Here is a 13,843-nt window from a genome sequence, read left to right as displayed (position 1 = left end):
ATCAAGAGAGGTGAATTGAAATGAAAGTGAAAGAAGTAGCTGAATTATTTGGTATTAGCATTCGTACACTTCATCATTACGACAAGATTGGTTTATTGACCCCAAGTGAAGTCACAGATAATCGTTATCGGCTCTATTCAGAAGAAAACCTTGAAACATTGCAGCAAATATTATTTTTCAGGGAACTTGGATTTCCATTGAAGGAAATCCAAAAGATGATGCACAATCCTTCATTTAATAAGAAAGAAGCATTTATGCTACAAAGAAAAATGTTAGTAGAGAAACGAAATAATCTCGATAAAATGATCGGAAATATTGATAAGACGCTACAGCATTTAACGGGAGAAACTCAATACACCTATAAAGAAAGGTTTGAGAATATGAATATGAATTTTAGCCAATATGAAGAAGAAGCTCGTCACCGTTGGGGAAATCAAGCTGTTGATGAAGTCAGCTCAAAACTAAATCATTTGTCTAAAGATGAACAAATTGAATTATCTGATAGCTGGGATAGCATATTGAATAAACTAGCCTCTCTTCGCAGCCATTCCCCTAAATCCAAAGAGGTGCAAATCGTCATCAAACAATGGTACGACTTTTTAAACGAAAACTTTCGTTATTACTCTCTTGATGCTTTTTACGGTTTAGGCCAACTCTATATTCAAGATGAACGTTTCACAAAGAATATAGATCGTTATGGTGAGGGATTGGCATCATTTATGAGCGAAGCGATGAAAGTCTTTACTACTCTTCATAAAAGAGAGAACAGCTTTGAAAATGATGATTAAGAATACAATCGATTAATACGAAACGTTATTCTCAACGAAACACAACAAAGAACATTTTTTCCGACACACCATGATGAAACCTTTTGAAAAGATGTGGAAGATGAACAGAGGAAATACTAAGAAACTGCGAGCTTTTTTCTAATTAAATATCTTTATAAAGAGGACGTGCTGAGTGATTGAAGTCATGTCCTTTTTATGCATCTTCAAAAACAACACAAAAAACCTCCTCAAGAAAATGATTAATATGAGGAGGTCTTCATTATACAAATGGTTTTACAGAATGAATCGTTTTAACCCTTAACACTCTTCCGGCGTACCGGTATTCGTTGCTGTTCTGAACGAAGAACCGCATCCGCATGACGCGATAGCGTTCGGATTGTCAATCGTGAAACCGCCACCCATTAGTGATTGTTTGAAATCAATGATGGTTCCGTTCATGATATCAAGGCTTTCGGAATCGACAAGGACATTGATGCCGTGCTGCTCGAACTGCGTGTCTTTCTCTGAGACTTCATGGTCAAAGCCCATGCCGTATGAGAGACCGCTGCAGCCGCCGCCTTTTACGCCCACTCGAAGGAACGCATTTTCTTCTTCATGTTCTTTCATCATATCTTTAATCTGCAGTGCAGCAGCTTCTGTAATGGTTACTGGTGTACTCATGATCATCCCTCCTTTTGACTGGATGTTTCTTTTCAATTATAAACGTGATGATGCCTTTTCTCAAATAAATGGTTTAGAGATAAAATGTGCCGTCACAAATCGTTTCAGCAGGTCCTGTCATGAGCACGTGGTCATTGTCTTTCCAACGAATGATGAGGTCTCCGCCTGCTAAATGAACGGTCATGTCTGTTTCTTTTTTTGCCTGACCATTCACAATTGTGGATACAGCCGCAGCACAGGCCCCAGTTCCGCAAGCCTGGGTAATTCCTGAACCTCTTTCCCACACGCGAAAATGAAGTTCTGTTTCACTGACAACTTCAACAAATTCTACATTGACGCCTTCAGGGAACATGTCGTGTTTTTCGATGATCGGCCCAAGTGTATGAAGCGGCGCTTTTTCAATGTCCTCTAAATAAAAAACGATGTGCGGGTTTCCCATCGAAACGGCCGTTCCATTTAATTTCGCAGTACCAAAATCAAGCAGCTCATTAACCGTTGTGCTAGCCGGTTCACCAAGCATCGGCATTGCTTCTTTTTCAAAACGTGGTTTTCCCATATCTACTGTGACTAGCTGAACGTGACCATCCTGAGCGTGAACGGTCGCTTCAACGAGTCCTGACAATGTCTCAATCTGGAACGTTGTGTCCGTTACAATTTGATGCTCATACACATACTTTGCAACGCAGCGCAGCCCATTACCACAGTTTTTGCCCTCTGATCCATCATTGTTGAAAATGCGCATCTTCACAGGTGCAACATCTGATGGGCAAATCAGGATCATCCCGTCAGAACCGATTCCTGTATAAACAGAAGAAACGCGAATCGCTATCTCTGATAGCTGCTCTTCTGGAAGCTGTTCCTTCATCTGATTGACGTAAATATAATTATTTCCTAATCCGTGCATTTTCGTGAATTGAAATGATGTCATGAGCTTCCTCCAAAAATGTTGTTTCTTTATAGTATAAAAGGAGTCGATTCAGGAGACAATCTTATCATCCCCCGTTTTTCATACATAGAAGCTCTTTGCTGCCATGGCAAAGGGCTTTTATTATGCATATGCCTCTTTTTCTCTCGTGTGATATTTCATATTGATGATATTTTATTAGCATAACATATTGGATGCGCTTTCTATTGATTCTCCTTAAAAATGGAAGCTGAAAATGTGAAAAAAATGCACCTCATGACCCATGTGGTGCATTTAAAACATGTCGTTTTCCTCTATAAAAGCATAAATACGCTCGACTAGCTGCTCTGCATTTTCTCCTGAAACAAATTCTCCATTCACAAGTGCAAATGGGGAGTCCATACATTTGCCGCAATAGCTTAAACAGCCGTATTCCATTACGTCTAGGTTTGGGTCTTTTTCAAGCTTCTCTTTTGCTTCTTGAGACCCTTGTGCAAGATTACTTACACAAAATTCGATCAGTGGAAACACTGTGCTTCACCTCACATTGCCTTACCATCCTACCGAAATTCCTTGCATTAGTCAAAATATGAGCTTCATCTGTATCGTTACGCCTATTCCTCATAAAATGTTTTACTATTTAGGACTAACTGATGAATATGTAGGTTATTTTGAAACAATTATTGTGGTTTCACAGTAAATTCGATATAATTTTATTTGGTATTTTAACTTAAAGTTTTTTAGTATAAGTGTTTTTCAATGTCTACGGGGAAAAGGAGAATCGTCATGAAAAATTTAGTCTTGATCGGCGGAGGTTACGGGAATATGCGGGTTCTCCACCGCTTATTGCCAAATCAATTACCTGATGATGTCACTATCACATTAATTGATCGAAATCCTTACCACTGTTTAAAAACAGAATATTATGCACTTGCTGCTGGAACGATCTCTGATCATCACATTCGAGTATCTTTTCCAGAGCATCCGAAGCTGGATATTCAATACGGGGAAGTAGAAAAAATTGATATTGAAAACAAACAGATTTTATTCAGCGACCGTGAACCGATTCCGTATGATGATACGGTGATTGGACTCGGCTGTGAGGACAAGTATCATAATGTCCCTGGTGCGAAAGAACATACATACAGCATTCAAACCATTGATCAGTCAAGACATGCGTATAACAAATTAAACAATTTGAGCGCAGGTGCAACGGTTGGCATCGTCGGTGCTGGACTTAGCGGGGTAGAGCTGGCCAGTGAATTAAGAGAAAGCCGTGCTGATTTAAACATTATTCTTTTTGACCGCGGAGAGCTGATTCTATCAAGCTTCCCAAAAAGATTAAGTTTGTATGTGCAAAAGTGGTTTGAAGAAAATGACGTAAAGATCATTAACTGTGCCAATATTACAAAGGTTGAAGAAGGTCTTGTTTATAACCATGATGACGCGATTGAAGCTGATGTCATCGTGTGGACAGCAGGAATACAGCCAAGTAAAGTGGTACGAGAGATGGATGTTGAAAAAGACGCACAAGGCCGTGTCGTATTAACTCCTCATCACAATCTCCCAGGGGATGAGCATGTATATGTCGTAGGTGACTGCGCAAGTCTGCCGCATGCCCCAAGTGCACAGCTTGCTGAGGCGCAGGCAGAACAAATTGTCCAATCTCTGCAAAAACGCTGGAAAAATGAGCCGCTTCCTGAGGCTTATCCACAGTTTAAGCTAAAAGGTGTTTTAGGTTCTTTAGGGAAAAAAGCCGGATTTGGCTTAGTGGCAGATCGTCCGCTTGTTGGCAGGGTGCCAAGACTTCTGAAATCTGGACTGCTTTGGATGTACAAGCATCACAACGGCTAAAATTATGTGAATTTTTTCTCAAAGCTCCTTCGTGACGAGGGAGCTTTTTTCTATGAAACGGCATGTGCCGATGAGTTGGTCCATTTGATCGGAGCAAGGGCAAGAATGCAGTCTTTACGAAAGGTTCTCATCGTTTTCTTCGATAAACAATACGCTTGGATAAACTGATCCGTCTCACGGTAGACAGTGATTTTTCTCTTCGTGCACTCTCCGTTTTTCTTCATATAAATCATCTCAATAGGTATTTGCTGTTGAAGAGATTGTTTCAGTAAATAATTCATGATGCTCACGCTCCTTTCATTTCATTATAAACGAACAAACGTTCCTTTTCAATACAAAAAAGAACGTTTGTTCGTTTTATTTCTCAAAAAAAAGAACAGCTTATTCACTGCTCTCCTTGTACCCGTATTTCTCCATTTCTTGATAAATGTCTTTTAATTTTGGATTGCCTTCCCCAACGATTTGATCCTCTACTAAGACAAGCGGATAAAAGAATTCATCATCAAGAATTCGTTCAGACAATTCCTTTTGTTGTTCGTTTTCTGGCGGGTGCTCAATATCAATATATGTGATGCGAAATGGCTGATTCGGATATTTTCGTTTTAATGCTGCATCTAACCATTCAAACGTATCTTTTGAAGAAGGCAGATTCACGCAGCTAGCGCACAAGACATCTCTTCCATATACATAAAGATCGACGGTTTTGTTCATTTGACAAGCCCCCTATTCTTTCTTCATTTTAGCTGAATTTTCTGGATGAAAAAAGTCAAAATCACTTTTTGTTTCAAGATGAGATTGTGCTATAATGAGAAGGAAACTTTGAAACCAATCAATAGATTTTTATCGTCTAGATGAATATAATGGTGATATGTTGTGAAAGGAGCGATTATATCTAATGACTGAAGTCGAAATGAAAGACCAAGTACAGGAAGTACTGGACAAACTTCGTCCATTTCTATTACGTGATGGTGGAGACTGTGAGCTTGTAGACATTGAAGATGGCATTGTGAAATTACGTCTTCTTGGTGCATGCGGCAGCTGCCCAAGTTCAACCATTACATTGAAAGCCGGTATTGAGCGCGCATTATTAGAAGAAGTGCCTGGCGTTGTAGAAGTTGAACAGGTTTTCTAATTCATATATGACATGAAAACGACCCAATTAGGGTCGTTTTTTTCATGATTGACAGAGGCTTTAGCCCTTTGTCTTCTTTTCAGCGTGATATGAAAACCCTTGAAGTCTAGGAAGGACGAGTACTGGCGCGGAGCGAATTTTCTATTCGTGAGCACCAGCACGCTGAACTGACACCGAATGCGAGGGTTTGTCAGCACGCTGAAGGGTCGTTTTTTATTAGGCTAGCTTTTCTCTAAACCATTCCTTTATAAAAGTCAGTCTTTGAATACGCTGCCCCGGGTGGCCGCTTCTGGATAAATCATGAGATGCCTTCGGGAATTTGACCAATCTTGTGTCTTTCCCAAGCTCCTTCAAGGCCACAAAAAGCTGCTCTGCTTGATCAACTGGGCAGCGATAATCTTCATCACTGTGCAAGATGAGCAGCGGCGTGTTCATCTGCTTCACATATTTTAGCGGCGAACGATCCCATAGCTTATCGACAGAATCATAAATATCCCCATCAATCTGCCACCTTGTAAAGAAATAACCGATATCACTGATGCCATAAAAGCTAATCCAGTTGGAAATGGAACGCTGTGTGACAGCTGCCCGGAAGCGGTCAGTTTGACCAACAATCCAGTTGGTCATAAAACCGCCATAGCTGCCGCCTGTCACGCCAAGCCTTGTTTCATCAAGGAAATCATAGGCTTTGAGCACATGATCAACAGCCTGCATGACATCGTCATAATCAACGTCACCATAGTTTCCTCTCACACGGTCAGTAAACATCTGTCCATACCCATGACTGCCGTGCGGGTTGATATACACGATGGCGTAGCCTTCAGAAGCGAGCATTTGAAATTCATGAAAATACGTATGACCATACATCGCATGCGGTCCGCCATGAACCTCTAGAATGAGCGGATATTTCTTTCCCTCTTCCATCTTGGAAGGCTTCATAAACCAGCCATGCACCTCGTCACCATCTTTTGACTGAAAAGAAAATGGTTCAGGTTCGGATACGACATGCTCCTTTAGAAAATCATGATGCTCGAATGTGATTTGCTTTAGTTCTGTCTCCCCTAATGTCATCTCATACAGCTCACTTGGTGAGACAGGTGAAAGCCGGCTGAGCAGCAGTTTGGATTCATCTGGATGAAGGCTGAAATTGGTGATATGTTCCGCCTCTAGTCGAACAGGATAGGCTAAACCTTCAATAGAGAAATAATAAATCCCTGTACTGCCTTGATCAGAAACAAGCGCATAAAACCCTTGGCTGTCTTTTGTCCACTGCGGAAGCTGATAGACCTCTCCCATCACGCTATCTCCTGCCATACAGTTCCCAACATACATATCGAGCATTTCTGACAGTTGAACCGTCTTTTCTTCCTTCAGATCATACAGCCATAGTGATGGGAAGGTGGCATTTTGAAATTCGCGCTCATGTCCAATATACAAAAGACTCTCTCCATTTGGAGAAAAAGATACGGTGGAATAAGCGCCGTTTGCTTGTGTGATCTTTTTTGTCTGACCATCTTCTAATGACAGAAGACACACGTCACTTATGTAAGGTATCTGTGGATTTAATTGAATAAAGGCAAGCCATTTGCCGCAAGGAGAAATCGTATGATTCATATGATGAACCTGCTCGCTCGTGACAGGCTCTATTTCTCCTGAATCGATATCTACCTTCACGATCTGCGTGACACGCCCATCTAAAAAGCCTCTTCCATCTGCTTTATAGGTCAAATCATCATATACCGCTGGAGCAAAGTCATCTTGCTCTTCCTTTTTTTCATCATGAACAGATTCTGATTGTTTCAATGACACAGCCGCATAAAGAAAAGCACCATCTGGAGAAAAAACAGGATGAGATACTCCGTAAGGAATCGTCGTTAAGGTTCGCACGCCGCCTCCTTCGCTCTTCATGAGCGCCAGCTGAGGGACTTCCTTTGGCTTTTGTAAAATAAAAGCAAGCTGCCTGCCGTCTTTTGACCAAACTGGCTGATGATGCTTTCCATCCTCAAATGTCCATTGTGCCAGCTCCTCTGTCTCTTCATCTCGAACCCATAAGTGGATGTTGTAATCGTCTTTTTTCTCATTCACAGTGACTTTTGTAAAGACTGCCTTTTGTCCATCTGGTGAATAAACCGGATGGGAAACAGAAACAATCTTTGTTAAATCTTCTGCCGTCATCAATTTCTTCATGAACGTATCTCCCCCTTTTATGCTTAAAAAATAGTTCGATCCTCTAAATAATAATCCCTGCTTCTTCCCATAAAAACAAGCATAAAAAAAGAACGTGCAGATTCACAGCACGTTCTTTACTTGATTAACAGGATGATGCTGCACGACAACCCCTTCTACTGGCACCGTCAGCAAATCAACTTCGCAATGCGGGAAATTTTGGGCTAGCTGCTCTTTCAGCGCTTCTCCCTTCCCTTTTTCCACTAAGGTGAGGATCGTCGGTCCAGCACCGCTCAAAGCCGTTCCATAAGCTCCTTTAAGCGAAGCGACATGCTCTACCTTCGACAGCTCTGGCACGAGCATTGTGCGGTAAGGCTGATGAAATAAATCCTTATTCATCATTTCTCCAACAAGCGGCCAGTTCTGCGTCATTAAGGCGGCTACAAGGACGTTGCTCACAGCACTCGCACTGACAGCATGTTTATAGGAGAAATCCTCTGGCAGGACATCACGGGCATCCTTTGTGAGCACTTCATAAAAAGGAATCACCACGACGACATCTACATCCACATGCTGCACTTTAACGGCATGTGTTTTGTCTTCTTCATGGAGACCAATCAGTAAACCACCAAATAAAGAGGCTCCCGCATTATCTGGATGACCTTCTACCTCACTTGCATAAAAGAGCTTCTGATCATCTGTCATGTTTAATTCAAGAAGCTGATTGGCAAGTTCAATGGCGGCCACGATGGCAGCAGCACTGCTGCCAAGCCCCCGTGCCAATGGAATATCACTCCACACTTTGACATAAACAGGCGGGAGTGTTTTTCCAAAGTCATCTGCGACCTTTTTGGCTGTTTGATAAATCAGGTTGTCGGTGCCTGATGGAATCCCAGACACGACATCTGTTTCTGCTTCAAACAGCCAGCTATCATGGTCATAGACCGATAGCTTTAAATAGCGGCTGAGCGCCATTCCAACTGAATCAAAGCCTGGTCCTAAATTGGCAGTGCTTCCCGGTACTGTGATTGAAAAAAGCATGGAGGCTTCACTCATACGCGTGCGGCCTTTTCTAAGTGTTCAAGAATTTGATCTTCATCTGCATCGAGTGTGACCGGCTTGATTTGTGAAATATCGATAGCCGTATTTGGATCTTTCAGTCCGTTGCCTGTTAGTACCGCAACAACTTTACTGCCTGGCTTGATTTCTCCAGATTTCACCTGCTTTAACACGCCCGCAATCGACGCACATGAGCCCGGTTCTGCAAACACGCCTTCTTCACGTGCAATCAATTGATACGCATGAAGAATTTCCTCATCTGTTACTTCATCAATCTTTCCATTTGATTCCTCTGCGGCTGCCACAGCTTGTTTCCAGCTCGCTGGATTTCCGATACGGATAGCCGTTGCCACTGTTTCTGGCTGCTCAATCACTTCATTTCGAACGATTGCCGCTGCACCTTCTGCTTCAAAACCACGCATGACAGGCAGTCCAGTTCCTTTTTTCTCGTGATATTCCTTGAAGCCTTTCCAGTAGGCCGTGATGTTCCCTGCATTACCAACAGGAATCGCCAGTACGTCCGGGGCAGAGCCTAGCTGCTCACAGATTTCAAATGCTGCTGTCTTTTGTCCTTCAATTCGATAAGGATTGACCGAGTTAACAAGGGCAATCGGTGCTTTTTCACAGATGCTGCGGACAATTTTCAGTGCATCATCAAAGTTGCCGTCAATGGCAATGATCTCTGCTCCGTACATGACGGCCTGTGCAAGCTTACCGAAGGCAATTTTCCCGTCTGGAATGATGACAATACATTTCATATCCGCACGGGCTGCATAAGCCGCTGCTGCTGCAGAGGTATTCCCTGTTGAGGCGCACATGATTGTATCGTTGCCTTCTTCTTTAGCCTTTGCAACAGCCATGACCATTCCTCGATCCTTGAAAGAACCTGTTGGATTGACACCTTCTGTTTTCACATGAAGCTCGATTCCCAGCTTTTCTGAAAGCTTGGCGAGATGGATCAGCGGTGTATTCCCTTCATTTAATGTTAGTTTAGGTGTAGATTCGTTTACTGGTAAGAATTCTTGAAATTCTTCAATGAGTCCATTCCATTTCATCAGCTTAAACCGTTCCCTTCTACTCGGTACGTGCTCTTCACTTGAACCACCACGTCGAGGTCGTTTAATTTTTGCAGGATATTTGAGAAATCTTCTTCTGAGGTCTGATGTGTAATAATCACAATTTCAGCCAGCTCATCATGTCCTTTCACAGGAAGCTGAAGGATCTTTTCAAAGCTGATGCCTCTTTCAGAAAAAATAGATGTAATGCGGGAGAATGCCCCGACTTGATCTCTAACATGAATTCTTAAGAATTGCTGAGCAAATATTTCTGATGACGATTTGATCTTCTTCTCAAACTGCGGTGCGATAAATCCGCTTCCGTTCACGCCAAGGCGCATGTTTTTCATCACTGCGACTAAGTCTGATACAACAGCTGTTGCTGTCGGCAGACTTCCTGCTCCAGGTCCGTAAAACATCGTTTCTCCTACAGCACTTCCGTAGACATACACCGCATTAAATTCATTGTTGACAGATGATAATGGATGATGATCAGGAAGTAAAGTTGGCTGGACGCTGACCTCTACTTTCTCTCCGTCCCTCTGAGCAATGCCGATCAGCTTCATTGTATAGCCAAACCGCTTACTGAAATTAATATCCTCATCAGAGATATCAGAAATACCTTTCACCTTGACGTCCTCTAAATCTACATTCATGGAAAAGCCGAGTCTTGCAAGAATCGCCATTTTCCTTGCTGCATCCAGTCCTTCTACATCAGCTGTCGGGTCTGCTTCTGCAAAGCCTAGATCCTGTGCTTCTTTTAAGACATCCTCATATGCGCTTTTATCGACATTCATTTTCGTTAAAATAAAATTCGTTGTACCGTTCACAATCCCCATCATCTTGGTGATTCGGTCAGAGGCGAGCCCTTCCTCCAGTGTGCGCAGAATCGGAATTCCTCCGGCGACACTTGCTTCATAATAAAGATCACAGCCATTTTCTTTCGCTACATGTAAAAGCTCCGTACCGTAAAGCGCCATTAAATCTTTATTGGCTGTAATGACATGCTTCTTCTCATTTAACGCATCTATTAAATATTGTTTTGTCTCTTCAATGCCGCCCATCACTTCAATGATGACATCGACCTCTGGATCTCTAATCACATCGTATACTTCAGTTGTGAAGACCTCTCTTGCGACATCCACATCTCTTTTTTTATCGGGATTGCTCACAAGCACTTTTTGTATTAATACCGGACAGCCGATTTGGTGCATTAATTTATCCTGATGGTCTTGGATAATTTTTACGACACCGCTTCCCACTGTTCCTAATCCTAATAGCCCAACTCGAATTGCCTTCACCTGAAATTCCACCTTTCTCCGTAAATGTCCTCTCTAAAAAGACATTTGTTAACCTTACACAGACATTCAATGTACACACATTATAAAGGGGTATCCTCATTTTGACAAGGTAATAATATAAGAGAATGTCAGAATGAAACCGCTTAACAGCTATTTATATCAAGATTCTATATTTTCAAAATATTTTTGTTAGAAAAGCTCCCGAACACCGGGAAGCCTTATATTATAAACGAACCGGCGTTTTGGCTGGCTCGTCTTGTAAGACAAGTACAACATTTTCAGCACATAAACGCATCATTGTTTTTCTTGTTTCGACACTAGCACTTCCAATATGAGGGAGGACTGTGACGTTAGGTAATGTCGTTAACGGATGAGACGGGCTGACGGGTTCCTGTCTAAATACATCCAGACCAGCGCCGGCAATTTTTCCTGTTGTGACAGCCTCGTATAAAGCATCCTCATTTACAGTCTGTCCTCTTGATACGTTAATGAAATAAGCAGAGTTCTTCATCAGATCAAATGCTTTTTCATTAAACATGTCTTTCGTTTTCGGGGTTAACGGCGTCAGACAGACGATGAAATCAGACTGCTTGAGCAGTTCCTCAAAAGCCGCATAGGTCACGCCAAGCTGCGCTTCTGCCTCGGGTTTTCTTGAACGATTATGATAAAGGACATTCATATTAAAGCCTTTGGCCCGCTTGGCAAGTGCTGTTCCAATGCTGCCCATTCCGACAATCCCGAGTGTTTTGTGATGAACATCAGCACCGGCAAGAAGAAGCGGCCCCCAGCCTGTCCAGTTTCCATCCTTAATCCAATCACTCGCCTCAACAATGCGTCTAGCTGACGCCATCAGAAGAGCAAAGGCTAAATCCGCCGTCGATTCTGTTAAGACGTCTGGTGTATGACATACGGTGATTCCGTGCTTTTTGGCTGCTTCAAGATCAATATTGTCATAGCCAACAGCAAGGTTTGCAACCACCTTGATATTCGGAGCCTTTGATAAAAGCGGCTCATCTATTTGATCTGACAGCATGGTGAGAAGCGCATCCGCTTTAGCAGCTTGTGTTTCTAACTCTTCTCTTGGACACGGCTCATCCTCGCTTGGCCACATCTCAACATGAGCGACTTCTTTTAATGGTGTAAGTGATGCTTCATCCAGTTTTCTTGTGATATAGACGTAAGGTTTCGTCAAGAAGAACACTCCTTTTATCGATTTCTTTAAGCATAACGAAAAACGCCTCAAGAGAAAAGAGACGTTTCGTCTGTTCACTGAAACTTCAAATCAGCTGCAGGCTGAATCCAGCCAACAGCCGGAATGGGGCTCCCGCCGCTTCGCATGGCACTCATTTCTTGAAAAACCTTCAAAAAGTATTCATAACGATTGGCATCATTTAAGACGTAATCTAACCGCTCTTCATAATATGACTTTTCATTTTCTCCCGACATATAGTAGCCTTCTACAATTTCAAAGTAATGAAGCGGGAACAGCAGGCGGCTGTATAACAAACGCTTTGAAAAGGAGGAAAGAGGTGTCACCTGTTCATATTGCTGTAGAAAGGAAAAACCCTCTTCAATTAAATCCTCCTTATGCTGTACAAAGGTCTCTCTTAAGTATTCGGCAATATCACGAGTTGGATGATCAAAGACCCAATCCACAGGTAAACGAAGCGGCTGCTCATGCGGCCATGTCATACGTGAAAAGCGCTGATGACAGACAGTGCCTGAGTCACCTTCTTTCGGTTCATCATCAAGCTCAGTATCGACTAAATATTGAATGGCATTCTCCGTTAATCCAAGATAATACGGAAACGATTCAATAAATTTTTGTTCAAACCGTTGCAGCGGTTTTTGATGCATTTGCTGCATCCAAAAGCCTTCAAGCTGATCTAATCGTTTTGCCCATAATTCCTTCCAAGCACCGACACGTTTTGTTTCGGATACTTCATATGGAAAGCCTCTTCCCCTGACATGAAAGGCTGCCAGCTCTGACGCTTGCTGAAACGAGCGGCTTGAGATCGGAGGCGCTGCTTTTAATAAAGCATACTGCTCCTTCCCATGAGTAAAGGTGGGCTTTTCTTCATTTGTTAATTCAAACACAGCAACGTATGGGTCTCCAGCATTCAGTAAATACTGACTGATATGATACAACTCTGTGAGTTCTTCTTCTCGCAAATGAGACACAGGAACAATGAGGAAGAGAGCCTCCGCCGTTTGAAAGCTCTGATAACTGCCATATGGCGTAAATTGACGAACATCAATACCAAATGTGTGATAGATGGTTTCTTTCATGTTTTCACCTGCGTTCCTATGATCAATCTCTTATCATATCGTAGTCGCAGGTTGAGGGATTTATGAATACTATTTACTATCCGAAGCTTTTTACACGTTGTGGACAAATTACGAGGATTGGGTGAGGAATACATGCCGCATCATCATGAGATGAACGAAGTAGAAAAAACAGCAAGACGCCGTTTACAAGAACGAGGCGTAACCATTCAAAATATAGCAGACCTTGTCTACTTTTTACAGGAAAAATATCATCCTGGCTTAGACATGACAGAGTGCATCCACAATGTGGAGCGTGTCATCGCAAAACGTGAAGTCCAAAATGCGATACTAACGGGCATCGAATTAGACATACTCGCCGAGCAAAAGAAGCTGACTGAGCCGCTTCAATCAATACTTGAAACGGACGAGAGCCTGTATGGCGTTGATGAAATTTTATCCTTTGCTATCGTCAATATTTATGGTTCAATCGGCTTTACGAATTACGGATATATCGATAAAGAAAAACCAGGAATTCTCGGGAAACTCAACGATAAATCCACGGGCGAATGCCACACCTTTTTAGATGACATTGTCGGCGCTATTGCTGCCGCCGCATCAAGCAGGCTGGCACATAGTGCAAGAAATGCGGAATAAAG

14 protein-coding genes and 1 pseudogene are annotated in these 13,843 nt (G+C 42.4%); 4 read left to right on the top strand and 11 right to left on the bottom strand.

Features of this window, described 5'->3' with window-relative positions:
- Nucleotides 1-20: 20 nt before the first annotated feature.
- A complete protein-coding gene (locus M1D84_RS04065) occupies nucleotides 21-788 on the top strand; it encodes a MerR family transcriptional regulator (protein ID WP_171464652.1) in 768 nt (255 codons plus the stop codon).
- 297 nt (nucleotides 789-1,085) lie between these two features.
- Here M1D84_RS04065 and M1D84_RS04060 read toward each other — a convergent pair whose 3' ends face one another.
- The 3 genes from M1D84_RS04060 to M1D84_RS04050 all read right to left on the bottom strand — a co-directional run bounded on the left by M1D84_RS04060 (nucleotide 1,086) and on the right by M1D84_RS04050 (nucleotide 2,883).
- Nucleotides 1,086-1,448 carry a HesB/IscA family protein gene (locus tag M1D84_RS04060; protein ID WP_024423354.1) on the bottom strand — a complete coding sequence of 121 codons (363 nt, stop codon included), beginning with the start codon at nucleotides 1,446-1,448 and terminating at the stop codon, nucleotides 1,086-1,088.
- Between the two features lie 73 nt (nucleotides 1,449-1,521).
- Complete coding sequence (gene dapF, locus M1D84_RS04055; protein ID WP_024423355.1) at nucleotides 1,522-2,376, bottom strand: diaminopimelate epimerase; 855 nt, start codon at nucleotides 2,374-2,376, stop codon at nucleotides 1,522-1,524.
- A 270-nt stretch (nucleotides 2,377-2,646) separates the two neighbouring features.
- Nucleotides 2,647-2,883, bottom strand: a complete 237-nt coding sequence (locus tag M1D84_RS04050) for a YuzB family protein (RefSeq protein ID WP_008346813.1) — start codon at nucleotides 2,881-2,883, stop codon at nucleotides 2,647-2,649.
- Between the two features lie 255 nt (nucleotides 2,884-3,138).
- Here M1D84_RS04050 and M1D84_RS04045 point away from each other — a divergent pair, with 255 nt between their 5' ends.
- Entirely contained in the window at nucleotides 3,139-4,206 is a 1,068-nt protein-coding gene (locus M1D84_RS04045) for an NAD(P)/FAD-dependent oxidoreductase (protein ID WP_024423356.1), read from the top strand.
- Nucleotides 4,207-4,256: 50 nt separating this feature from the next.
- Here the strand turns inward: M1D84_RS04045 and M1D84_RS04040 are convergent, their stop codons facing one another.
- Both M1D84_RS04040 and M1D84_RS04035 read right to left on the bottom strand, forming a co-directional pair.
- Complete coding sequence (locus M1D84_RS04040; protein WP_044331179.1) at nucleotides 4,257-4,487, bottom strand: hypothetical protein; 231 nt, start codon at nucleotides 4,485-4,487, stop codon at nucleotides 4,257-4,259.
- A 100-nt stretch (nucleotides 4,488-4,587) separates the two neighbouring features.
- Complete coding sequence (locus tag M1D84_RS04035) at nucleotides 4,588-4,917, bottom strand: YuzD family protein (protein WP_034282615.1); 330 nt, start codon at nucleotides 4,915-4,917, stop codon at nucleotides 4,588-4,590.
- A 121-nt stretch (nucleotides 4,918-5,038) separates the two neighbouring features.
- On the opposite strand from M1D84_RS04035, the pseudogene M1D84_RS04030 reads away from it, so the two are divergent.
- Nucleotides 5,039-5,338, top strand: a pseudogene (locus M1D84_RS04030) (NifU family protein).
- Nucleotides 5,339-5,554: 216 nt separating this feature from the next.
- Here M1D84_RS04030 and M1D84_RS04025 read toward each other — a convergent pair.
- The 6 genes from M1D84_RS04025 to yutH all read right to left on the bottom strand — a co-directional run bounded on the left by M1D84_RS04025 (nucleotide 5,555) and on the right by yutH (nucleotide 13,208).
- The gene (locus M1D84_RS04025) at nucleotides 5,555-7,525 is read right to left on the bottom strand and encodes a S9 family peptidase (protein ID WP_133744618.1); all 1,971 of its coding nucleotides are present in this window, start codon (nucleotides 7,523-7,525) and stop codon (nucleotides 5,555-5,557) included.
- A 102-nt stretch (nucleotides 7,526-7,627) separates the two neighbouring features.
- Nucleotides 7,628-8,560: a homoserine kinase gene (gene thrB, locus M1D84_RS04020; RefSeq protein WP_103131571.1), complete on the bottom strand. Its 933-nt coding sequence runs from the start codon at nucleotides 8,558-8,560 to the stop codon at nucleotides 7,628-7,630.
- Complete coding sequence (thrC, locus tag M1D84_RS04015; protein ID WP_103131572.1) at nucleotides 8,557-9,618, bottom strand: threonine synthase; 1,062 nt, start codon at nucleotides 9,616-9,618, stop codon at nucleotides 8,557-8,559. Before thrC ends, thrB begins: the two co-directional genes overlap by 4 nt.
- Nucleotides 9,618-10,919, bottom strand: coding sequence for a homoserine dehydrogenase (locus M1D84_RS04010; RefSeq protein ID WP_041107666.1), 1,302 nt, complete (start codon nucleotides 10,917-10,919; stop codon nucleotides 9,618-9,620). Before M1D84_RS04010 ends, thrC begins: the two co-directional genes overlap by 1 nt.
- 223 nt (nucleotides 10,920-11,142) lie before the next feature.
- Nucleotides 11,143-12,111 carry a 2-hydroxyacid dehydrogenase gene (locus tag M1D84_RS04005; protein ID WP_458106420.1) on the bottom strand — a complete coding sequence of 323 codons (969 nt, stop codon included), beginning with the start codon at nucleotides 12,109-12,111 and terminating at the stop codon, nucleotides 11,143-11,145.
- 74 nt (nucleotides 12,112-12,185) lie between these two features.
- Nucleotides 12,186-13,208, bottom strand: coding sequence for a spore coat putative kinase YutH (gene yutH, locus M1D84_RS04000; RefSeq protein ID WP_122632063.1), 1,023 nt, complete (start codon nucleotides 13,206-13,208; stop codon nucleotides 12,186-12,188).
- Between the two features lie 132 nt (nucleotides 13,209-13,340).
- Between yutH and M1D84_RS03995 the strand changes: the two genes are divergently transcribed.
- Nucleotides 13,341-13,841, top strand: a complete 501-nt coding sequence (locus M1D84_RS03995) for a phosphatidylglycerophosphatase A family protein (protein WP_212048130.1) — start codon at nucleotides 13,341-13,343, stop codon at nucleotides 13,839-13,841.
- Nucleotides 13,842-13,843 lie beyond the last annotated feature (2 nt).

It is taken from the genome of Bacillus sp. PK5-006, from assembly GCF_054161415.1.
Note: the sequence above shows the minus strand (reverse complement) of the source record. Positions and strands in the feature narration are given on the sequence as shown.

Bases quoted from the DNA above. Each gene is read 5' to 3' on its own strand.
- M1D84_RS04065 (WP_171464652.1), top strand. From the start codon at position 21: ATGAAAGTGAAAGAAGTAGCTGAATTATTTGGTATTAGCATTCGTACA.
- M1D84_RS04060 (WP_024423354.1), bottom strand. From the start codon at position 1,448: ATGAGTACACCAGTAACCATTACAGAAGCTGCTGCACTGCAGATTAAA.
- dapF (WP_024423355.1), bottom strand. From the start codon at position 2,376: ATGACATCATTTCAATTCACGAAAATGCACGGATTAGGAAATAATTAT.
- M1D84_RS04045 (WP_024423356.1), top strand. From the start codon at position 3,139: ATGAAAAATTTAGTCTTGATCGGCGGAGGTTACGGGAATATGCGGGTT.
- M1D84_RS04040 (WP_044331179.1), bottom strand. From the start codon at position 4,487: ATGAATTATTTACTGAAACAATCTCTTCAACAGCAAATACCTATTGAG.
- M1D84_RS04035 (WP_034282615.1), bottom strand. From the start codon at position 4,917: ATGAACAAAACCGTCGATCTTTATGTATATGGAAGAGATGTCTTGTGC.
- M1D84_RS04025 (WP_133744618.1), bottom strand. From the start codon at position 7,525: ATGAAGAAATTGATGACGGCAGAAGATTTAACAAAGATTGTTTCTGTT.
- thrB (WP_103131571.1), bottom strand. From the start codon at position 8,560: ATGAGTGAAGCCTCCATGCTTTTTTCAATCACAGTACCGGGAAGCACT.
- thrC (WP_103131572.1), bottom strand. From the start codon at position 9,618: ATGAAATGGAATGGACTCATTGAAGAATTTCAAGAATTCTTACCAGTA.
- yutH (WP_122632063.1), bottom strand. From the start codon at position 13,208: ATGAAAGAAACCATCTATCACACATTTGGTATTGATGTTCGTCAATTT.
- M1D84_RS03995 (WP_212048130.1), top strand. From the start codon at position 13,341: ATGCCGCATCATCATGAGATGAACGAAGTAGAAAAAACAGCAAGACGC.